Genomic DNA, 22,782 nt, shown 5'->3' with positions numbered 1-22,782 from the left:
TATATTAGTCCTTTATATATATAAAGAACTAATGAAAGTTGTCTTTCTAAAATATCTAAATTTGTTCTTAAAAGGGTCTTGTTAATAAAGGTACATTCCATATTATATATGTAGTATGCAGGAGATATAACGATAATTGGCGAAATTTTACAGTGAACTGATTGAATTTATAAGGAGTTATGCGAGATGAACTTAGAAAAAAGTAAGCCAGTAAATGAAGAGGTCGCTGAATTAAAAGAACTTATTAAAGAATTACATGGAAGTGTACATCAACTTCAAAGTGAAGTGCAGCAACTAAGGCACGAAAGGCCGGTTGTTGAAGTGAGGAAAGGTGTTCAATTATCACCAGCAATCATCGGACAAATTGGTGGTATGATTTTAGGTGGATTAGCAATTATAGGTATATTTTGGTGATGAAAAAAGGTTTGTAGCATAGTGCTGCAAACCTTTTTTATTTGACGACATAATTTCATGCAATACAACTTCTACATTAAATAACGTAAATAAATGTAAGCATGTGATAACAATAGCGCAATGATCGTTAAGGGGAAACCGATTTTTAAGAAGTCCATATAAGAGAACCCATGTCCTTCACGTTTTGCAATACCAGCAACGACTACGTTTGCTGATGCTCCAATTAATGTTCCGTTGCCTCCTAGGCAAGCTCCAAGTGATAACGCCCACCATAGTACTTCAATTTGCGGAGAATCGACAGATAGTCCGAGTCCTGTAGCTAAATCTTGAATAAGTGGAATCATCGTTGCGACAAATGGGATGTTATCAATTGTCGCAGATGCGATGCCAGATACCCATAAGATAAGTATAGCAGCGAAACCGATATCGCCATTTGTTACGTCGAGTACTTCTTTTGCGAGTGAAGAAATAAGTCCGATATCAATTAATCCGCCAACGAGAACGAATAGTCCGGCGAAGAAGAAAATTGTTACCCATTCAACGTGGGCAAATACATCTTCAATATCATGTTCTTTCACACCGATTAACATAAGAAGTGTAGCACCTGTCATCGCAATAACGGCAGCGTCTACATGAATAATAGAATGAAGTACAAAGCCTAAAATAGTTAGTCCTAAAATCGTAATGGATTTTAAAAGGAGGCTCTGATCTTTAATATAATCTTTTTCATTTAATGCCATTAGCTTTTCGATTTGCTCAGGTGTTGTTTTTAGTTTGTTGCGATACATGAAGTAAATAATGCCAAGTGTAACGATAGAAATAATGATTACGATTGGAGCTAAGTTTAGTAAAAAGGCATTAAAGTCTAAATGTTTATTAGCTGATCCAATCATAATGTTCGGCGGGTCACCAATTAATGTTGCTGTTCCGCCTATATTTGAAAATAATACTTCTGAAATTAAATAAGGAACAGGATTTACTTTTAAAATACGTGTAATGGATAGTGTAACAGGTACGATTAATAATACGGTTGTTACGTTGTCCAAAAATGCAGAACCGACAGCAGTTAATAGGGATAGTAATAATAAAATGCGGATTGGTTTTCCGCCAGCTGCTTTTGCTGCTTTTATGGCTACAAATTCAAATACGCCTGATTGACTCGTAATATGTACGAGAATCATCATCCCAATTAAAAGGGTAATCGTTTCCCATTGAATATGCGATGTGAAAGCAGTATGTAAATCTACAATTCCAAAAATAATCATAATAGCAGCACCGAATAGTGCGATTACAGCACGATTCAATTTCTCAGAAATAATAAAACCGTACGTGACTAAAAATACGGCAATTGTAAAATAATATTGCCAATTTGCTACTTCATGTGCTGATTGTTCCAATCATGTCACCTTCTTTAAAGTATGTATTCAATTGTCGAAATGTATCTCGCTGTATTAATACGGGATAAAATACATTGTAGCAAATTCAAAAAAGAAAGAAAACTATTTAACAAAGTGAAGGAAAAAATGTGATTTTTACATATCATATAAAAAATATAAAAAACACAGTGCAAATTATTAGGAAAAGTGGGCGTTGTCCTCTAATATAGAGATAGCAATTTACATTATTTTTGCGTAAAATGGTTTAAAGAGGTGAATTCCGATGGAAATAGTAAAAGATAGTTCTCTTATTCAAAATGAAATTGAACGTTTTGTAAATAAAGATGTATATATTCATTTAGAAACGACGAATGGAGCGTATGCGTCACACTTTAATGAAAAGATGATGACAGTAGGAGCATTCATTCGAAATGCAATTATTCGCTTTGAGCGTGGGAAAATAACTGGAACAAACCCATACCGAGTTGGTTTGAAAATGGATCATGGCTGGGTATATGCAGAAGGCATTACGCACTGGGAAGTAGACGATAAAGAGCGTTTATTACTAGCAGGGCATGATAACCAAGGCCGCTTAGCGGTAGCGCTTGAGCTAAGCTTAACGCCATTTAAGTAAGAAGGAGGGAAACTTATGGAGAGACATGTACTTGTTGTATTTCCGCATCCAGATGATGAAGCATTTGCTGCGGGAGGAACAATTCGCTTATTAACAGATCAAGGAGTACCTGTAACGTACGCATGTGGTACTCTTGGACAAATGGGACGTAACATGGGGAAAAAGGTATTCGCTAACCGTGAAACGATTCCAAATATACGTGAAAAAGAATTAAAAGATGCATGTGAAGCGATGGGGATTCAAGATTTAAGAATGCTCGGTTTCCATGATAAAACGTTAGAATTTGAAGATGTTGATTTTGTTGCCGATAAAATCGAAGCGATTATTCAAGAAGTAAATCCATCTCGAATTATTACATTTTATCCAGAACACGGCGTACATCCGGATCATGATGCATTTGGCCGCGCTGTAGTTCGCGCTGTATCACGTATGCCAAAAGAAGAACGTCCAGCCATTCATGCGGTTGCGATTACGAGAAATCGCGAAGCAGTACTCGGTGAACCGGATGTTGTAAATAATATTAGTGAAGTATTTGAACATAAATTAGCTGCACTAGGCGCGCATCGTTCACAAACGGAAGCGATGCTAGAAGAAACGCATGCAAAAATAAAAAACAAAGATGCAGCAACATTAAAATGGCTGCAACTTGAACAGTTTTGGACTTATAAATGGGAGTAGGCTAGAAGGGTACCTTCTAGTAGCTCTTACATAGAAAAAGCGCCGTCACTTGTGATGGCGCTTTTTGTGCTATTGTTTCGTATTAGCCAAATACATGAGCATGTGGAATTTTTCGTCTCTTACATGATAATCGAAATAAGGTCCTGGATCTGTACAGTAACCGATATTTTCATTTTGCATGATTTGAAATCCGTTAACTGATAAATTTTCTTCTAAGTATTTTGGATGTAAAATATGCTCATGGGAATTTGGATATAAGGCTGAAATATTTTTCAAGGATTTGGCCGAGTTATCATAATACGAGTATCCACCGACAATTGTTGAACTGTTATGTAAATAGTTTTTTAGAACATGACTTGGGAACTCTGGGTTGAGCAGTGAAAAATCAGTTATTGTAAAACTATCCACAAAAACATCGATGCTAAGCGGTTTCAATGGTAGATTTAAATCGGAATTCAAAATATAAAGGACGCGTGGCTTCGGATTCATACGCTCAATTCTATTTCTCACCTTCTTGAGCATTGCAAGCGAATAGCCACTGAATACATAGTTTGCGCTTGGTTCAAGAACATCGATATATTTGGGTAGTGATACAAAAGCATCAACGTTTGTTTCCACAATTAATTTGTTTTTCAAATCTATATTTTGTAGAACTTTTTGAAATCGAAAATTACTTTTTTCAAATAAGTTAATCATTTTGGGATTGATCTCTTTAATCGTTTCTTTATCGTAAAAATAAGATGGATAAGGAGACGTCTCGTACAAGTTCGCGGTAATGATAATACCCTCCTCGATAGCTGCTTCGTATCCACAGCTACAAGTTAAACTCCCCGTGTGAATGTAGACTTTTTTAATCGTTACATCTTTCATTTCAAGTGGAATGCGGCATTTTGGACAATAGAGAAAATTTACAAAGTCAAGCGGGATTCCTGTAATACTTTCTTCTTTGGATGAAGGCGAGCTAGTTTGAACCGCTTTTTCAATCAATTGGATAGCTTTTGATATGTCTTCTTTTTTCTTGGTTAGCTCGTCCTTTTTATCAATGAGCGAGTTGTTGTAGTAGTCGATATCCTCATGGTCCGAGAAGTTTGTGACACGTCGATATGATAAAATTCGTTGGATTTCTATCAATGAAAAATGAAATTTTTTCAGCTCAGTAATAAAAGCCATGTCGTCGAAACACAATTGGTTCATTTGATACTGAGTGTTTTTTTTGTCTGGTATTAATAATCCTAGTTCAATATAATAACGAACGGTATCAGTCGTAACATGAAAAAGCTTCGCAAATGTACCAATTTTCATAGATGTACCCCCTGATGAAAAAAGTGGAGTTACTCCACTTTTTTCGCAAAATGAATTCAAAAAACTCTCAAATGGCTATTGACTTGGAGGGAACTCCAAGTCATATTATTAACTCAATAAGTTTGAATATTAAGAATATTTTTGACTGTATTGTAACATACATGTCATGAAAGGAGAAGGATTAGCTATGGATAAGATGGATCATATGGATACACTCTCACTATGGACAGCGACTGCAAACAGATATGACAAAGGAAAACCTCTTGAAGGAAATGAAGAGGCGGATGTTGTCATTATTGGCGCAGGTTTCACAGGTCTTTCTTCTGCATATCATTTGCAAAAGTTAGGGAAGAGTGTCATTGTCCTTGAGCAGGAAACAATCGGATATGGCGCAAGCGGTCGCAACGGCGGGATGGTATTGCCAGGCTATAAGTCAACGATGCAGGAGCTTGCCAAGAAGTATGGTGCCGAAGAGGCGAGGCAGCTTAACGATCTTTCTCTGCTTAGTGTTGAATTAGTTAAAAACATTATTGACGAGCATCAAATCAACTGTAACTTCAGAAAGACAGGTCACATTGTGGCGGCTTACAAAGCCAAGCATTTTGAAGGGTTGAAACTTGAAAGTGAATACTTAAACAAAAATTTTGGATATGAATGTAGCGTGCTTAATCGAAGTCAGTTGCATCAAGAAATTGATTCCCCGCAATATTATGGTTGCTTAGTCGACGACTCGAGTTACTCGTTCCAACCACTGAACTATGCAATTGGTTTGGGAGAAGCAGCTAAATCGATCGGTGCAAAAATCTTTGAGCATTCGAAAGCACTATCTATTGAGTACGGCCGAAATAGTGTGAAAGTTATTACAGAAAAAGGTACTGTTACAGCGAAAGACATTATTGTGGCTACAGATGGTTACTCCGGAAAAATTATGGCTGAATTGAATAAAGGCGTACTGCCAATTTCGGCACGTATTATTGGTACTGAACAGCTTCCAGAATCACTGGTGAATGCCGTCATTCCTAAAGATCGCATGGTTTTTGATACAAGCAGTTTCCTTTACTATTTCAGGCGTACACCAGATAATCGGATCATATTTGGCGGTGGCGATATTCGTCCAAACTTAGGTGATGCTGTTTATCAAAATGTTTACGATGCCATGGTTAAAATAATGCCAAAACTAGAAGGAAGCAAGATTGATTACAGGTGGGGTGGATTTATCGGGGTTACAATTGATACGTTCCCGGTTATCGGTAGATCCAAAGAAGGCGCATATTTTGCAACGGGTTATACGGGGCATGGCGCGTCTCTCTCGACATTGTTTGGTAAGTTATTGGCACAATGGATCGTTACGGGGAGTGCAGGTGGATATCGATTTGAAAAAGAACGCCTTAAATCATTCCCATTTTATAATCAGAAAACGATGCTGGTCAATATAGCACATATTGGTTTCAAACTCGTAGATATTATCGCGTAAAGGAGAGGTGTTTATGAAAATTAACATGTTCATTGACGGGAAATGGGTAGAAGCATTATCGGGTGCTAGACGAAACATTATCAATCCTGCAACCGGAGAGGTTATCGCAACGTCTGCTCATGGATCAGCAGATGATGCGAAGATAGCAATTAAGGCGGCTCGTAAAGCGTTTGATAGCGGGATCTGGTCGGGTTTATCGGCTGATGAAAGAGCTGACTATCTATATAAGATTGCAGACCGTCTTGAAGAGAATACAGCTGAAATTGCCCGTTTGGAAACTGCAAATAACGGTAAGGTTATCCGTGCAACAACCTATGTAGATATTCCTGTATCGATTCAATGCTTCCGCTATTATGCTGACTTGATTAAAGGTATGAAAAAGGAATCTTACACTCGTGATGATGCTTCAGAAACGATTATTATTCATGAACCGATTGGTGTTTGTGGACTTATTGTACCTTGGAATTTCCCGCTTATGTTAGCTGTTTGGCAAATTGCTCCTGCACTTGCCGCAGGGAATACAATTGTAATTAAGCCTGCTGACGTCACTCCTGTAAGCGTATTCAAGTTATTTGAAATTATCGAAGAGGTTGGACTTCCGGATGGAGTAGCAAACTTAGTATTGGGACCTGGTTCAAAGGTTGGGAATGAGCTTGCAGAGAGCCATGATGTCGACAAAATTGCCTTTACTGGTGGAACAAAAACAGGTCAAAGTATTATGCGCGCAGCTGCAGGCAATATGAAAAAAATCACACTTGAACTAGGTGGTAAATCTCCACTTATTGTGTTCGACGATGTTGATTTTGAAACCGCAGTCGATAATGCGATGTTTGGTATTTTCCACAATGCTGGGCAAGTTTGTTCAGCAGCATCTCGTTTACTTGTACAAGAGACTATTTATGATAAGTTTGTTGAAAGATTGGCCGAGCGTGCGAACAAAATTGTAGTTGGCAACGGGGAAAGTGAGAATATTGAAATGGGAGCTCTCACAAACGAGTCTCATATGAATGAAGTTTTACATTATATTCAGAGAGGAATCGAAGAAGGTGCAAAATTAGTTTGTGGTGGTAAGCGCTTAACAGAAAATGGGCTTGATCGAGGGTTTTTCATTGCACCAACAATCTTTGCTGATGTAAATGAGAATATGTGTATTGTGAAGGAAGAGATTTTTGGCCCAGTCCTTGTTGTACAAAAATTTAAAGGTGAGGAAGATGCCATCCAAAAAGCGAATGATTCTATTTATGGATTAGCCGGTGCTGTATTTACGGAAGATATGGACCTGGCAAAACGTGTCATTAGTAAATTGCGTGCGGGAATTACTTGGATTAATAGTTATCATCTCGCTTATGTGGAAGGTCCTTGGGGAGGGTATAAGCAAAGTGGCATCGGTAGAGCGTTAGGTGTGGCCGGACTGGAGCACTTTATGGAAACGAAGCAAATCAATATCCACCAGCATGCAAATCCGGTAGGGTGGTATGCGAATTAATTGAGCAAAACGTGCTATATAAATTATTTATAAGGGGATATGCTCATGAAAATAGTGGACAACGGTCCGTCATCAAAAATAGAGCAACCAGAAGTAATGAATAAGCCGGTGGATGATTCAGTGCTAGGAACCAAAAGTATTCCGTTACTATATTTACGGTTTGCTTTGGCGGGAATTATGGCTAACGTAATTTTAGGAGTTGTATCGGTTGTTGATGGCTATTTCGTCAGTGGCTTTCAGGAGCTGGAAGTCGAAGGGATCGGAATTGGATTTACGGTCATGGTTATTACCCGTATGATTGGTGTTCTTTTAGGTGTGGGAGCCGGAGCGGTCATTTCACTTCGACTGGGGAAAGGGAAAATCGAAGAAGCTAGAAGTATTATGGGACAAACTTTATGGTTTACTCTTTTCCTGTCTTCTTTGTTAGCTATACTTGGGTTGGTCTTTGAAAATGATATTATGATTTTATTCGGAGCAAGTGATGAAGCACTTCCGTATGCGGTGCAATATAGCCGACTGCTATGGATTTCGTTGCCATTAACGATATTGGCCGTTGTATTAAGTATTTTAGCTAATATCGATGAAAAGCCTATATTATCAATGAACAGTTGGTTAGTCGCAGCGGTTGTTGCTGGGACTATGGAATGGATTATGGTAGTGAAGTATGACATGGGGATGATGGGTTCTTCATGGGCTAATACGATTTCGCAATCGATTCCTGTTCTCCTAATCTTTTATTTCTGGTTTGGTAAAACAAAACTTAAGCCAAAAATGAAAGATATGATGATTAATCTCAAGAAGATTGGTGAAGTGGTTTGGACGGGCTTTGCATCTTTCTCGAGTCAGTTCATGATGTTTATTGCAATTATTTTCACCAACAACTTACTGCAAAGCTACGGTGGTGGTCTGCACGTTGCAGCTTTCACGATTCAAAACGGTTACATTACAAATCTCCTCGCCTTAGCAGCGCTTGGTGGGATGACAGGGCTTCAACCGATTATTAGTTATAATTACGGTGCGGGCAACCTTGATCGTGTGAAACAAGCAATTAAGATGGGACTCATTTTTACAGTTTCCTTCTTTGTAATCGTGACAGCCATACTAGTCATTTTTGCAGATCCAATTGTGTCATTTTTTTCCGGTGGTAATCCTGAATTGCAAAAACTGGGCATTTGGACGACAGTTGTATTCAATTGTTTGTTTACGCTTAGTGCAGTTAGCCTGCTTATCTCCGGTTATTTCGAATCGCAAGAGAGAAACTGGTCCGCAACGTTTATTAGTGTAAGCAAAATATTGTTGTTCATGTTACCGTTTCTATTTATTTTCCCGAAATTCTGGGGTGTAGAAGGTGTATGGTACGCTGCTCCTGCTGCAGAAATTCCAGGTGTTCTCATTGCCATATACTTTATGAAAAAAGAGTTTAAACGTTTAAAAAATACAAATGTTAAGACAGTAGATTTATAGACTTATTCCTTCAAAATTACCAATAAGAAAGAGAAAGAGAGAGGATTGTCATGTTTTTTGCGAAAAAACTTACAGCAGAAGAAGCAGAGCAACTAGGTGCCAACGCATGGGAACCGTGGGTAGGCGAACCGAATAAAGGAACGTGGCATGTAGAAGAGCAGGAAGTTTTCTATGTGACAGATGGTGAAGTGTTTATTACTGTTGATGGGGAAAAGTATCATATTACAAAGGACTGGATCGTTTCCTTGGCTAAGGACCTTGTTTGTGAATGGGATTGCCCAGTATTTTTGAAAAAGAATTATAAGATGAACCATGAGATCCATCTGAAATAATGTGAACTGGGGAGTGGACAAATGCTAAGCAGATGACTGCTCCTGCGTATTCAATGAATAAGATTAATAATGTTGAAGAAATGTATGTAAATAAGTTTACATACCGTCAAATGAATGCGCTTTCTTTTTGGGGACGATAACATAGGACGGTTATCTTAAAATAGGAGGCTTCACCATGGTAGTAATGAAAAATGTACAAACGTTGAAAAATTATATTGGCGGACAATGGATAGAATCCACAAGTAAGCAAGTTGAAGATGTACCAAATCCAGCAACAGGAGAGATTATTGCTCGTGTGCCTCTTTCGACTAAAGAAGATTTAGATAGAGCTGTAGCAACTGCGAAAGAAGCATTCAAAACATGGAGAAAGGTCGCTGTGCCTCGGCGTGCTCGGATTCTATTTCGCTATCAACAGCTATTGATTGAAAACTGGGAAGAGTTAGCTAAACTCGTAACCTTGGAAAACGGAAAAAGTTATAAGGAAGCATACGGTGAAGTGCAGCGGGGGATTGAATGTGTTGAATTTGCCGCAGGCGCACCCACTTTAATGATGGGAGAGCAACTTCCCGATATTGCTACTGGTGTTGAATCAGGGATGTATCGTTATCCGATCGGAGTAATCGCAGGAATAACGCCATTTAACTTTCCGATGATGGTGCCATGCTGGATGTTTCCACTCGCGATTGCATGCGGGAATACATTTGTATTAAAACCATCTGAAAGAACACCGCTATTGGCTAATCGCATAGCTGAACTGTTTAAAGAAGCAGGTCTTCCAGATGGAGTACTAAATATTGTGCATGGTGCACATGACGTCGTTAACGGCATTCTTGACAATGAGGATGTGAAAGCTGTATCTTTCGTTGGTTCTCAACCTGTGGCTGAGTATATATATAAAACAGCAGCAGCTAACGGTAAACGTGTACAAGCTCTTGCAGGGGCAAAAAATCATTCGATCGTATTAAAAGATGCGGACCTTAGTTCTACAGTGAAAGAAATTACAAGTGCTGCCTTCGGTTCAGCTGGTGAACGATGCATGGCAGCGGCTGTTGTTGTCGTGGAAGAAGACGTTGCAGATGAGCTCGTTAATAGACTGCTTCAAGAGGCTAATGCAATTACGATTGGTAATGGTCTGGAAGAAGGTGTTTTCCTTGGTCCTGTTATTCGTGAAGGACATAAAGAGCGGACACTCGGATACATTCAATCCGGTGTAGAGCAGGGAGCGACACTTATTCGTGACGGACGTGAAGACGATGTAGCAAACAGCCAAGGTTATTTTGTTGGCCCAACGATTTTTGACAATGTGACACAGGAAATGAAAATCTGGCAAGATGAAATTTTCGCACCGGTTCTTTCTATTGTACGCGTAAAAGACTTGATGGAAGCGATTCATGTTGCTAATGCATCACCATTCGCAAATGGTGCATGTCTGTACACAAATAGCGCGAAAGCTATTCGTGAATTCCGTGAAGAAATTGATGCAGGTATGCTTGGGGTTAATCTTGGAGTTCCTGCTCCAATGGCATTCTTCCCGTTCTCAGGTTATAAGAAATCTTTCTATGGTGATCTCCATGCAAATGGAAAAGATGGCGTAGAATTCTATACTCGCAAGAAAATGCTTACGGCTCGTTATTGAAAGCGTGATGTAAAACCATAAAAAGATAGAATGGAGCTGGTGATTGTGCAAGCGACGGAGCAAACACAAAGTTTGAAAAAAACAGATGAAAAGTACCTTTGGCATGCGATGAGAGGAGCAGCCCCTAGTCCAACGAATTTAATTATCACAAAAGCAGAAGGGGCATGGGTGACGGATATTGATGGAAACCGTTATTTAGACGGTATGTCCGGTCTTTGGTGCGTGAATGTTGGGTATGGTCGAAAAGAGCTTGCAAGAGCGGCGTTTGAGCAGCTTGAAGAAATGCCGTATTTCCCTCTGACTCAAAGTCATGTTCCTGCTATTAAATTAGCAGAAAAATTGAATGAATGGCTTGATGATGAATACGTCATTTTCTTTTCTAACAGTGGATCGGAAGCGAATGAAACAGCATTTAAAATTGCTCGTCAATATCATCAACAAAAAGGTGATCATGGACGCTATAAGTTTATTTCACGCTATCGTGCTTACCACGGTAACACAATGGGGGCTCTTGCAGCAACAGGTCAAGCACAGCGAAAGTATAAATATGAACCACTCGGGCAAGGTTTCCTGCATGTAGCACCGCCGGATACGTATCGAAATCCAGATGATGTTCATACACTGGCAAGTGCTAATGAAATCGATCGTGTCATGACATGGGAGTTAAGCCAGACAGTAGCCGGTGTGATTATGGAGCCAATTATTACCGGGGGCGGAATTTTAATGCCTCCTGATGGATATATGGAAAAAGTAAAAGAAATTTGCGAGAAGCACGGTGCGTTGCTCATTTGTGATGAAGTTATATGTGGATTTGGACGAACAGGGAAGCCGTTTGGATTTATGAATTATGGCGTCAAACCAGATATCATAACAATGGCAAAAGGTATTACAAGTGCGTATCTTCCTTTGTCAGCAACAGCAGTTAGACGAGAGGTTTATGAGGCATTCGTAGGTAGTGATGATTATGATCGCTTCCGCCATGTAAATACGTTCGGAGGAAATCCTGCTGCTTGCGCTTTAGCTTTGAAGAATTTAGAAATTATGGAGAATGAGAAACTCATTGAACGTTCCAAAGAATTGGGTGAACGACTGTTATATGAGCTAGAGGATGTAAAAGAGCATCCAAACGTAGGGGATGTTCGCGGAAAGGGCCTTCTTTTAGGCATTGAACTAGTGGAAGATAAGCAAACAAAAGAACCGGCTTCCATTGAAAAGATGAACAAAGTCATCAATGCTTGTAAAGAAAAAGGCCTAATTATTGGTAAAAATGGTGACACTGTTGCAGGTTACAATAATATTTTACAGCTTGCTCCTCCATTAAGCATCACAGAGGAAGACTTTACTTTTATCGTTAAAACAATGAAAGAATGTTTATCCCGCATTAACGGGCAGTAAAACTCCCACCTCAAAATGCGGCTGGAGCAAAGAAGTTAGGTGGGAGATCAACTGCCCGTAAAAGCCCGATTGGTGAGGGCTAATAATCAGTGGGGGATGAACAAAAACCCCCCCACTGATTAAAGTTTCACTTTAGCTCAACTTTAATTAATTATTGATAAATCTTGTTAAAAAGCGGATGAGCCTATTAGGAGATGTAACTTTAAATACTGAATGAATTACTCGAAAAGAGTAATTCCGAAAGGGTTGAGTTTATGAAAGCTGATGTTGTATTGATAAATGGAGAAGTTATTACAGTAGACCAAAAGAATACAGTAGTCGAAGCTGTAGCAATAAAAGATAATCATATCGTAGTTGTTGGCTCAAATCAGGAGGTTAAGAGTTTTATAGGAGAAAATACGGATGTAATTGACCTGCAAGGGAAAACGCTTCTTCCTGGATTCATTGATTCGCATCTTCACATCATTTCTCATGGACTAAATCAGTTGGCTGTCAGTTGTAAAGCTGAACATATTGATTCTATCGATGCTTTATTAGATGATCTGAAAAAGAAGGCCTTAGAAACGCCAAAAGGTGAATGGATACGTGCTTGGGGCTTTAATGAAACCGCTGTGAAGGAAAAGCGTTATCCAACAATTACTGAGCTCGATGAAATTTCAGCTGAACACCCTATTATTATAACTCGTACTTGTCACCACATAAGCGTGGTGAACAGCAAAGCGTTAGAAATTGCGCAAATTAACGAGAACACACCGGATACGAGTGGGGGAGTTATTGAAAAAAATCAGGCAGGAAGGCTTACAGGAAAGTTAATTGAAGCAGCAAATATGAGTATGAGCGAGGTTGCAAGTTATACAGAAAGTGAAATGATGAAGGCTGTGAAAATTGCATCAGATCATTTCGTTGCAGCTGGCATAACAAGTATACATGACGCAGGTGGAGATGGACCGGAGAGTTTTCGTTTACTACAGCGAGCTGTGAAGAGTAGGGATATTCGTGTCCGAATATATGCAATGATATGTCAAATAAATAACTCTCATGAATTTGTTAATAAAATGGTCGAAGCTGGTGTGGTAACTGGTACCGGAGATGAAAGATTCAAAGTTGGACCAGCTAAATTGTTTACAGATGGAAGTAGCACGGGGCCTACAATTGCAACCCGTAAGTCATATTCAAGTGACCCTAACAATTACGGCATTCTTTATTATAGTGAGGAAGAAATCTATAAGGTTTTAGGTGAAGCGCATAAAAAAGGTTATCAAATCACTGTACATGCACAAGGTGATAAAGCTATTGAAATGTATTTGAATTGTGTAGAAAGGGCGCTAGAGGAATCACCAAGAAAAAATCACCGTCATCGAATCGAGCATGCGGGAATTTCTTCACCAGATTTACAAGAGAGAATGAAAAAACTCGAGATGATTCCTATTCCAAATCCTCCATTTCCATATGAATTCGGAGAGATATATGTAGAGCACTATGGTGATCGTGTTAATCACATGTACGCTGCTCGTGATTTTATTGATCGTGGCATCATTGCAGCAGGTAGTTCGGATGCACCAGTTACTGACTATAATCCTTTATTAGGAATTCATGTTGCTGTCAATAGAAAAACTAAGTCTGGAATAGAGGTTGGTGCTAATCAATCTATAAGCGTAATGGAAGCTATTAAACTATACACATGGAATGGTGCTTATGCGAGTTTTGAAGAAGAGATAAAAGGAAGCATAGAGGTCGGAAAACTGGCGGATTTAGTTATATTAAATGACAGCATTTTAAGTGTCAATCCAAACCAAATTAAAGATTTAAAAGTAGAAACAACAATTATTGATGGTGAAATTATCTATCAAAAAGAACAATCAGTGAAAATGTAGCAATAAAAAAACGCCCCTTCAATTGTGAGAATGATTTTAACAATTGAAGGGGCGTTTCAGTTGTTTAGTTGCGCTTTTCAAATCGTATTAATTTTCCGAGAGAATTGAAAGGATATTCGTCTACTAACAAATATTCAGATTATGAACACTAGAAAACGAACACAACCTATCATATAATTGAAAGACTATATTTTAAAATCAATGTTAATATTACCCTCCTATAAGTATTAACATGCGTAATTGAGGTGTTTTCTTTGTTGTTTTATGATCGAATTTCTATAATGGCCCCTCCTGTTCCATAGCTAAGGAAAGTCTATTCATTTCTGAGATTTTCAAAGTTATAGGAGGGTATTAAAAGTGAAAAAAGTCTCAGTACCATCACTTTGGTTAATGATTATTCTTGTGGCATTTCCGCAAATTAGTGAAACGATTTACACACCGTCTTTACCGGATATTTCAAAGGCGTTGCACGTAAGTAATAATGAGGTACAGTTAACACTTAGTGTTTATTTTGCTGGATTTGCTTTAGGTGTATTTTTTATTGGATGGTTATCAGATATAATTGGTCGTCGCCCAGCAATGTTATTTGGAATTGTAGTATATGGCGCTGGAAGTTTCTTATGCTATATTGCAAATTCTATTGAATTTTTATTGTTTAGTCGTTTTATTCAAGCATTTGGAGCAAGTGCTGGTTCAGTTGTGACACAAACGATTCTTCGTGAAAGTGTAGAGGGGCATAAACGTCATGTTATGTTTGCTCAAATTTCGGCAGTCATTGCTTTTACACCAGCGATAGGTCCACTAATTGGGGGCTTTCTTGATCAAATGTTTGGATTTAAAATAGTATTTTTAAGTTTAGTTGTTATGAGTGTTGGGATTTTGTTATATACGTTTGTTTCGCTTCCGGAAACAAAAACGGACGCAATAACGGGTAAAATAAATGTATTTTCTGTATTAAAACGGTTGATTACAAATCCGAAAGTAGTAACGTATGGATTATTAATTGGAGGAGCGAATGGTGTTTTATTTAGCTACTATGCAGAAGCGCCGTTTATCTTTATTGAATACTTTCAGTTATCGCCTAGTATGTACGGATTTCTAGGAATTGTTGTTGCTTCCGCTTCTATTATTGGAGCGAAAGTTTCAAAGCGGTTACTTGCTACTTATAAACCAGAGAAAATTATATATATCGGTTGTCTTGTAATGACAGGAGGAGCTATCTTCTTAACTGTTATTAATTCATTTGGATCAAATCCAAACATAATATATATGATTGGATTTTTAGTAGCGATGTTTATATTGCTATTAGGAATTGGGGTAGCGTTACCGAATTGTCTTAGCTTAGCATTAGTAGATTTTCAAGATGTCATTGGTACAGCTGGAGCATTGTTTAGCTTAGGCTACTATGTAATTGTAACGATGACAATTTGGGGAATGAGTCAGCTTCATACGGGCTCGTTAATGGTGATGCCGCTTTATTTTCTGGCTATAGTAGTTATCATGATGGTATTTACTAAAGTGTTTATTTTAGGTAAACAAACTTCAAAAATGATTTAAATATGAAATTGTAAAAGAGTCTCATTTTTTAATGAGACTCTTTTATATTTTATGAACATAACTATAGGTATGAATATGTAATTAATGTTAAAATGTAGCAAAGTTGTATAGTTATAGTTATAGTTATAGTTATAGTTATTGGGGAGGGTGAAAATATGTTAATGAACCTAGTATGCGCTCTACTAATCATTTCCGGACTTATTATAGTTGTGAGAAAAAATTTCATTTTAAATCATTATCTTTGTAATTTAATGGCATTCTTTTGCGCTTATATGACAACATCTTCCTACGTATTAGAGCAACTTTCGTTAACAAAAACTATATTGATACTATGTTTGTTGCTGATAACTTTTATTCTTATATACTCACATTTCGAGATTAGAGGGCTCGCTTTTAACGATTATACGGTATTTAATCTACCTTCTAGCCGAGTGAATATATTAGTGAAAGACGGGTTAACCGAAGCGAACATAGAATTTACATTGGATAAAAATAATATATATTTATCAGAATCTCCTGTTAAAATTCGAATATTGAATAGGCCATTACATACAACTAATATTTTATTTAGAAAATGCCCAGAGGATATAAAGACAAAAATTAAAGGTATTATTAAGGAAAAGATAAAAGCTGAGGAGAAGAGTTTTCCTCTTTCCGGTGTATTGTTGATTGTTTTAAGTGCGGTTATATTTTTCTTAAAGTAGGAGATGGGAAAGAGAATTTTCAGCTGTGATAATGGGATAATTAAGAAAAGTAGAAGTTAGTGACTTTGTAGTTCTACTAATATATTAAATTTCTGCGTGATACGTTAATCGCATGTGTAAGCAATTACAGTACAAACTATAAAGAGTGAAGTATATACAGTATGAAACCGAGGCGGATATTTTCTCCTCGGTTATTTATATTGTAATAACATTCATACCGGAATCATATTGAATAGATGTATTTTATTGTTAATTTAGTTAAAAATTAATCAAACTAATATATAATAATTTACTGAAAAAATAATTGAACTTTTCAGATAAATGAATTAATATGAAGTGAGCAATTTTAAATTTTATAGAAAATAGGAAGATGAGGGGTTTTGGAAATTTTATAAGAGGCAAAATGAGATTTTAGGATAGCTTTAAAGTTAGTCTAAAATGACGTTTGTTTCATCATTTTCAGGGCCAAACAGGAATTAGGGTACACCATCTTACTTTAAATGCGGCTATGAATCATCTAAGAGGGGGAAATGAAGTGGCAAACAAAGAATTGAAACGAGGTTTAGAAGCACGTCATATTCAAATGATTGCTTTAGGCGGAACAATTGGTGTTGGTTTGTTTATGGGGTCAGCCAGCACGATTAAATGGACAGGTCCGTCAGTAATGCTTGCATATGCAATCGCAGGTGTTTTCATCTTCTTCATTATGCGTGCCATGGGAGAAATGTTGTATATGGAGCCAAGCACAGGTTCATTTGCGACATTTGGTCACAAATATATTCATCCGTTAGCTGGTTATATGACAGCGTGGAGTAACTGGTTCCAGTGGGTTATTGTTGGGATGTCAGAGATTATCGCAGTTGGAGCGTATATGAAATATTGGTTCCCGGATTTACCGGCTTGGATACCTGGTATTATCGCGATGGTTATTCTTGGTGCGGCTAACTTAATTTCGGTTAAGTCATTTGGTGAATTTGAATTTTGGTTTGCGATGATTAAAATCGTTACGATTTTATTAATGATTATTGCCGGATTCGGCCTCATTTTCTTCGGAATTGGGAATGGAGGAGAAGCAATCGGCATATCTAATCTTTGGGCAAACGGCGGTTTCTTCACAGGTGGTTTTTCAGGATTCTTCTTTGCATTATCACTTGTAGTTGGGGCGTATCAAGGTGTGGAATTAATCGGGATTACTGCTGGTGAAGCGAAAGATCCGAAGAAGACACTTACTAGAGCAATTCAAAGTACAATTTGGCGTATTTTAATTTTCTATATTGGTGCTATTTTCGTTATTGTAACTGTTTATCCTTGGGATCAATTAAGTTCAATTGGTAGTCCGTTCGTAGCAACTTTTGCGAAAGTTGGTATTACGGCAGCTGCGGGACTTATTAACTTCGTTGTTATTACAGCCGCAATGTCTGGTTGTAACAGTGGTATTTATAGTGCTGGACGTATGCTTTATACACTAGGTGTAAATGGACAAGCACCGAAATACTTTACGAAGATCTCGAATAACGGTGTACCTTTATTCGGTACAGTTGGTGTAATTGTCGGTTTAGCGGTTGGTGTTGTTTTAAGTTATATTGCACCAAAAAACTTATTCGTATATGTATATAGTGCGAGTGTACTTCCAGGTATGGTGCCATGGTTTGTCATTTTAATTAGTCAAATTCGTTTTAGAAAAGAAAAGGGAGCAGAGATGAAAGATCATCCATTCAAAATGCCATTTGCTCCTGTTACAAACTATTTAACAATTGCCTTTTTAATTATGGTATTAATCGGAATGTGGTTTAACGATGATACACGTATTTCACTAATTGTAGGTATTGTTTTCTTAGCTATCGTAACAATTAGTTTCTATGCTTTCGGAATAGGGAAGCGAGCTCCGTTAGACGTTCAAAATGATCAAGAGATTTCAAGTAAATAAAGGTAATAAAAAAGTCCGATTTCTTATTTAGAAATCGGACTTTTTGTTATTAAAATTTCTCTAATACAATCTTCCCAATTGTACGTCCACTCTCAAGCAATGCATGTGCCTTTTTAAGATTTTCTGCATTAATTGGTGTTAACGTATCATTTAAAGTAGTTTGAAGAATACCTTCATCTAATAGCTCGCTTACTTTATTTAAAAGTTCGTGCTGCGTACTCATATCACCAGTTTCATACATCGCTTTTGTAAACATAAACTCCCAAACGAATGTGGCACTTTTATTTTTTAAAATCCCCATCTCAAGAGGATGCTCATTTTCTACGATAGAGCAAATTTTCCCTTGTGGTTTAATGATGTCACCCATCGCATGCCAATGCTGATCAGTATTGTTTAAGCAGAAGATATAATCTACATCTTTTAGCCCAAATTCTAATATTTGATCTTTTAAAGGTTGGTGATGATTAACTATATAATCGGCACCGAATTTTTCCACCCAGTGTATAGTTTCGTTGCGGGATGCGGTTGCGATTACGTTTAGTCCAGCCCATTTAGCTAACTGAATAGCAATCGAGCCAACACCACCAGCTCCGCCGATAATTAAAATGTTTTTAAATGAATTTTCATCTTTCTTATTATAATCAATCCCTAAACGTTCAAACAAACCTTCCCATGCGGTAATGGCTGTTAAAGGAAGTGCTGCAGATTCAGCATCACTTAACGTTTTTGGTTTTTTACCAACAATTCTTTCATCAACTAAATGGTATTCACTGTATGTACCTTGCCTTGTAATGCTTCCAGCGTAAAACACTTCATCGCCTTCTTTAAATAACGTACAACCATCGCCAGTTTGCACGACAACACCACTAGCATCCCAGCCAAGTATTTTTGCTATATCTTCTTTTTTATCTTTCGGAGATCGAACTTTTGTATCAACTGGATTAACGGAAATAGCGTTAATTTTTACAAGTATATCTCTTCCTGTGGCAACAGGTCTTTCAACTTCAATATCAATTAAACTGTTTTCTTCTTCAATAGGTAAGTATTCATGTAAACCAATTGCTTTCATTTCTATTCCCTCCATTAAAGTAAGAGTTTTTCTCTTTTATTATAGTAGGTAAAGTGTCATTATGTAAAAAGTTGAGTCCTTTCCATTTTCTAAAAGGCCTGTTTCAGCCGCATTTAGTACTTTGTAACTGGAGAGGACCAGCCATCGTTTTGATTTTATAAGCGTCGGATGAAAGGTATACTTATTTTTCCAGTGTACCTTGCAATGAACAATACCGAGTGTTATATTATACTTGTAGTTACTTATTATAAAACAGTACTAAATAATAAACAGTAGTAGATGTCAATTAGAATAGGGTGAATGAATATTGAATGTACAATTTAAAAAAGGAGTTTTAGAACTTTGTGTTCTTGTCTTACTTGATCAGCAAGACCGTTATGGGTATGAATTAGTTCGAAGTATTTCCAATCAAATTGAAATATCAGAAGGGTCTGTTTATCCTCTACTTCGTAGATTAACTAAAGAAGAATATTTTACAACGTATTTACAGGAGTCTTCAGAAGGGCCTTCAAGGAAGTATTATACACTGACGGATAAAGGTAGAACGTATTTGTACCAACTTTTGGAGGAATGGAATGAGTTCTCACAAGGTGTCAATCAATTAATAAAAGAAGGTGTACGTAATGACGAAAAATAAATTTTTACAACAATTAAATGCATCTCTAAAAAGATTATCTGAAAAAGAGCGTGCAGATATTTTAAAAGATTATGAAGAACATTTTACTTTCGGATTAGAGGAAGGGAAAAGTGAAGAAGAAATTGTAGCTTCATTAGGTTCTCCAGCTCAAATCGCCAAAGAGTTATTAGCAGATTATCATATTGAGAAAGTAACAACAAGTGCAACAACAGGAAATGTTTTTCGGGCAATTTGGGCAGTAATTGGATTAGGTTTTTTCAATTTGTTAATCGTACTTGGACCTGCAATTACATTAGCGGCATTGATTTTTTCAGGATGGGTTCTAGGTATCTCATTTTTAGGTGCACCATTACTTGTTTTAGTTGATACTATTATACATCCAAATACATTCTTGTTATTTAATCTTTTCGTTTGTTTAGCACTTTGTGGACTTGGATATTTCATTGTTATTGCTATGTTATTTTTGACGAAGCTAGCAAAGAATGGATTTGTTCGTTATTTAAAGTTCAATATAGCACTAGTAAAAGGTGGTTTGAAGCATGATAAATAAAAAAAGTCTTTCAATTATTGCAGGTATTATTTTCATTATTGGTATTATCGGAAGTTTATTCACTTATCGTTCAATTGCTGCAGTACCAATTTCAGAAGAAAAGGTCATTAATAATAATGTGTCAAGCGTCATTATCGATACGAATAACGTTCGTGTTAACATCAATCCTACAACAGATAGTAACATTAAAGTAAAATTAGATGGCGAAGTTAATCCTAACATAAAAAGAACATTAGCTACGGATGAGAAAGATTCGACGCTTCTTATTTCTTACAAAGAAAAACAACAGAGCTGGTTCAATTTTAATATTTCTGAAGTATTGGCGCCATTAACATTAAATGTGTATCTACCCGAAAAACAATATGATTCATTAAAAGTTTCTAATAGTAATGGTTTCGTTTCTATAAAAAAATTAAACACAACGCATTTGAATGCAAATACAAACAATGGACGTGTTGAATTAAGAGAAATCAATTCGCCAAAAATTATCGCGGAAACAAACAATGGAATTATGGATTTCAAAGATATATTGGCACAAAATATTCATGTGAAATCGAGCAACGGACGAATAATGCTAGACCATGTTGAAGGTGAAATAGAGGGGCAAACTAAAAATGGAAGTCTTACTCTGAAAACGAATGAACTGGATCGAAATCTCAATTTTACGGCTCACAATGGAAAAATTAATATTGAAACCGAAAAAGAACCAACTAATGTGCAATTTAATGTTTCTGTCGACAATGGCAACGCGAATATCCTGGATAAATATAACGGGAATACGGTTATTGGAAAGGGAGAAAATGTAATTAAATTAAACACACATAACGGAAATATTACAGTAAAAAAACAATAGCATATTATCTTTTATAAACTCAGCTCGCCACACATAAAGAGCAATAATAAATAAGAAAAATAACCGACTCCTTTTCTCAACATGTAGGTAGTCGGTTATTTTATATGTAACATTCGTTTAAGTGTGTATCCTTTCCATTCGTATACTAGCGTTTGTTTCTGTATTGCTTAAAGTACTTTCTTACTTCGAACTTTATTTCAGAATACAAACAGTTGTTTTATTACTCTCGATTTTTAGGAGGTAACGAATAGTAATTAACGATGTAAGGAGAATTTGTGAATGACTCGAAAATAATAGCTGAAACAATGAAAAGTGAGAAGGAGTTTATTTCTAACAAGAGGAATTCTTTACTGTATTGTTTTATCCGAAACTAAATGTAAAGGTGGATACATAATGACGGTAAAAAAGCTTTATTTCGTCCCAGCAGGTCGTTGTATGTTGGATCATTCGTCTGTTAACAGTACATTAACACCAGGAAAATTATTAGACTTACCGGTTTGGTGTTATCTTTTGGAGACTGAAGAAGGACCTATTTTAGTAGATACAGGTATGCCAGAAAGTGCGATTAATAATGAAGGCCTTTTTAACGGTACATTTGTTGAAGGACAGATTTTACCGAAAATGACTGAAGAAGATAGAATCGTGAATATTTTAAAACGCGTTGGTTATGAGCCGGAAGACCTTCTGTATATTATTAGTTCTCACTTACATTTTGATCATGCAGGAGGAAATGGTGCTTTTACAAATACACCGATTATTGTGCAGCGTGCTGAATATGAGGCGGCACAACATAGTGAAGAATATATGAAAGAATGTATATTGCCGAATTTGAAATACAAGATCATTGAAGGGGATTATGAAGTCGTACCAGGAGTTCAATTATTGTATACACCAGGACATACTCCGGGGCATCAGTCGCTATTCATTGAGACAGAGAACTCTGGCCCAGTGTTATTAACGATCGATGCATCGTATACGAAAGAAAATTTTGAAGATGAAGTGCGGTTCGCTGGATTTGATTCGGAATTAGCTTTATCTTCAATTAAACGTTTAAAAGAAGTTGTTAGGAAAGAGAACCCAATTGTTTTCTTTGGACATGATATAGAGCAGGAAAAGAGTTGTAAAGTGTTCCCTGAATATATATAAATAGAAAAAGTCATGGGCCTAGTTGAAGTGCACCCCAATTGTTAGACACGGTCTAACAATTGGAGGTGCATTTTTTATGGCTAAATTTTCTTCAAAAGAAAAAATCCAAGCGGTGAAACGATATTTAGATGGTTCAGAAAGTGGAGAAACAATTGCTAAATCTATAGGAGTTACTCCTGTTTTACTTCGCGAGTGGATTAGACGATATGAATATTCAGGTGAAAAGGCCTTTGAAAAGCGCTATACATTCTACTCAGCTCAGTATAAACTCTAG

The 22,782-nt window shown here is 37.0% G+C and carries 20 protein-coding genes and 1 pseudogene; 18 read left to right on the top strand and 3 right to left on the bottom strand.

What is annotated here, in order from left to right; translation table 11 throughout:
* Window positions 1–186: 186 nt before the first annotated feature.
* Window positions 187–414 (top strand): coiled-coil domain-containing protein, encoded by a 228-nt coding sequence (locus AC1DS7_RS20000; RefSeq protein ID WP_002111012.1) that lies wholly within the window; start codon window positions 187–189, stop codon window positions 412–414.
* A gap of 71 nt (window positions 415–485) precedes the next feature.
* Here the strand turns inward: AC1DS7_RS20000 and AC1DS7_RS19995 are convergent, their stop codons facing one another.
* Window positions 486–1,811, bottom strand: a complete 1,326-nt coding sequence (locus AC1DS7_RS19995; RefSeq protein ID WP_002014220.1) for an ArsB/NhaD family transporter — start codon at window positions 1,809–1,811, stop codon at window positions 486–488.
* Between the two features lie 262 nt (window positions 1,812–2,073).
* Between AC1DS7_RS19995 and AC1DS7_RS19990 the strand changes: the two genes are divergently transcribed.
* Window positions 2,074–2,424, top strand: coding sequence for a YojF family protein (locus AC1DS7_RS19990; protein WP_000407039.1), 351 nt, complete (start codon window positions 2,074–2,076; stop codon window positions 2,422–2,424).
* A gap of 15 nt (window positions 2,425–2,439) precedes the next feature.
* Window positions 2,440–3,102, top strand: a complete 663-nt coding sequence (gene bshB2 / locus AC1DS7_RS19985; protein ID WP_061689248.1) for a bacillithiol biosynthesis deacetylase BshB2 — start codon at window positions 2,440–2,442, stop codon at window positions 3,100–3,102.
* A 69-nt stretch (window positions 3,103–3,171) separates the two neighbouring features.
* On the opposite strand, the gene AC1DS7_RS19980 is transcribed toward bshB2, so the two are convergent.
* Window positions 3,172–4,404, bottom strand: a complete 1,233-nt coding sequence (locus tag AC1DS7_RS19980; protein WP_002128398.1) for a MerR family transcriptional regulator — start codon at window positions 4,402–4,404, stop codon at window positions 3,172–3,174.
* A gap of 187 nt (window positions 4,405–4,591) precedes the next feature.
* Here AC1DS7_RS19980 and AC1DS7_RS19975 point away from each other — a divergent pair, with 187 nt between their 5' ends.
* The 10 genes from AC1DS7_RS19975 to AC1DS7_RS19930 all read left to right on the top strand — a co-directional run bounded on the left by AC1DS7_RS19975 (window position 4,592) and on the right by AC1DS7_RS19930 (window position 18,253).
* The gene (locus AC1DS7_RS19975) at window positions 4,592–5,878 is read left to right on the top strand and encodes an NAD(P)/FAD-dependent oxidoreductase (protein ID WP_061689250.1); all 1,287 of its coding nucleotides are present in this window, start codon (window positions 4,592–4,594) and stop codon (window positions 5,876–5,878) included.
* Window positions 5,879–5,891: 13 nt separating this feature from the next.
* Window positions 5,892–7,364, top strand: a complete 1,473-nt coding sequence (locus AC1DS7_RS19970) for an aldehyde dehydrogenase family protein (RefSeq protein ID WP_215588381.1) — start codon at window positions 5,892–5,894, stop codon at window positions 7,362–7,364.
* Between the two features lie 45 nt (window positions 7,365–7,409).
* Window positions 7,410–8,828, top strand: coding sequence for an MATE family efflux transporter (locus tag AC1DS7_RS19965; RefSeq protein WP_061689252.1), 1,419 nt, complete (start codon window positions 7,410–7,412; stop codon window positions 8,826–8,828).
* A gap of 50 nt (window positions 8,829–8,878) precedes the next feature.
* Window positions 8,879–9,160 (top strand): cupin domain-containing protein, encoded by a 282-nt coding sequence (locus AC1DS7_RS19960; RefSeq protein WP_033729945.1) that lies wholly within the window; start codon window positions 8,879–8,881, stop codon window positions 9,158–9,160.
* Window positions 9,161–9,335: 175 nt separating this feature from the next.
* Complete coding sequence (locus tag AC1DS7_RS19955; RefSeq protein WP_060749118.1) at window positions 9,336–10,796, top strand: CoA-acylating methylmalonate-semialdehyde dehydrogenase; 1,461 nt, start codon at window positions 9,336–9,338, stop codon at window positions 10,794–10,796.
* A gap of 30 nt (window positions 10,797–10,826) precedes the next feature.
* Window positions 10,827–12,191 (top strand): aspartate aminotransferase family protein, encoded by a 1,365-nt coding sequence (locus AC1DS7_RS19950; RefSeq protein WP_215588380.1) that lies wholly within the window; start codon window positions 10,827–10,829, stop codon window positions 12,189–12,191.
* Between the two features lie 254 nt (window positions 12,192–12,445).
* The gene (locus AC1DS7_RS19945; protein ID WP_016100919.1) at window positions 12,446–14,065 is read left to right on the top strand and encodes an amidohydrolase; all 1,620 of its coding nucleotides are present in this window, start codon (window positions 12,446–12,448) and stop codon (window positions 14,063–14,065) included.
* A gap of 357 nt (window positions 14,066–14,422) precedes the next feature.
* Window positions 14,423–15,622: a multidrug effflux MFS transporter gene (locus AC1DS7_RS19940; protein WP_016100920.1), complete on the top strand. Its 1,200-nt coding sequence runs from the start codon at window positions 14,423–14,425 to the stop codon at window positions 15,620–15,622.
* Between the two features lie 155 nt (window positions 15,623–15,777).
* Window positions 15,778–16,326: a hypothetical protein gene (locus AC1DS7_RS19935; protein ID WP_016095173.1), complete on the top strand. Its 549-nt coding sequence runs from the start codon at window positions 15,778–15,780 to the stop codon at window positions 16,324–16,326.
* A 535-nt stretch (window positions 16,327–16,861) separates the two neighbouring features.
* Window positions 16,862–18,253: an amino acid permease gene (locus AC1DS7_RS19930; RefSeq protein ID WP_016100922.1), complete on the top strand. Its 1,392-nt coding sequence runs from the start codon at window positions 16,862–16,864 to the stop codon at window positions 18,251–18,253.
* A 49-nt stretch (window positions 18,254–18,302) separates the two neighbouring features.
* Here AC1DS7_RS19930 and AC1DS7_RS19925 read toward each other — a convergent pair whose 3' ends face one another.
* Window positions 18,303–19,322 carry a zinc-binding alcohol dehydrogenase family protein gene (locus AC1DS7_RS19925; RefSeq protein WP_016100923.1) on the bottom strand — a complete coding sequence of 340 codons (1,020 nt, stop codon included), beginning with the start codon at window positions 19,320–19,322 and terminating at the stop codon, window positions 18,303–18,305.
* Between the two features lie 307 nt (window positions 19,323–19,629).
* Between AC1DS7_RS19925 and AC1DS7_RS19920 the strand changes: the two genes are divergently transcribed.
* The 5 genes and pseudogenes from AC1DS7_RS19920 to AC1DS7_RS19900 all read left to right on the top strand — a co-directional run.
* A complete protein-coding gene (locus tag AC1DS7_RS19920) occupies window positions 19,630–19,959 on the top strand; it encodes a PadR family transcriptional regulator (RefSeq protein WP_016100924.1) in 330 nt (109 codons plus the stop codon).
* Window positions 19,946–20,509 (top strand): HAAS signaling domain-containing protein, encoded by a 564-nt coding sequence (locus AC1DS7_RS19915; protein WP_016100925.1) that lies wholly within the window; start codon window positions 19,946–19,948, stop codon window positions 20,507–20,509. The genes AC1DS7_RS19920 and AC1DS7_RS19915 overlap by 14 nt, the downstream gene beginning before the upstream one ends.
* Window positions 20,499–21,362: a DUF4097 family beta strand repeat-containing protein gene (locus AC1DS7_RS19910; RefSeq protein WP_016100926.1), complete on the top strand. Its 864-nt coding sequence runs from the start codon at window positions 20,499–20,501 to the stop codon at window positions 21,360–21,362. Before AC1DS7_RS19915 ends, AC1DS7_RS19910 begins: the two co-directional genes overlap by 11 nt.
* Window positions 21,363–21,755: 393 nt before the next feature.
* Window positions 21,756–22,508, top strand: a complete 753-nt coding sequence (gene aiiA, locus AC1DS7_RS19905; protein WP_016100927.1) for a quorum-quenching N-acyl homoserine lactonase AiiA — start codon at window positions 21,756–21,758, stop codon at window positions 22,506–22,508.
* Between the two features lie 76 nt (window positions 22,509–22,584).
* Window positions 22,585–22,782, top strand: a pseudogene (locus AC1DS7_RS19900) (transposase); the annotation flags it as partial.

Source organism: Bacillus sp. P4_E1, assembly GCF_056401715.1.
Note: the sequence above shows the minus strand (reverse complement) of the source record. Positions and strands in the feature narration are given on the sequence as shown.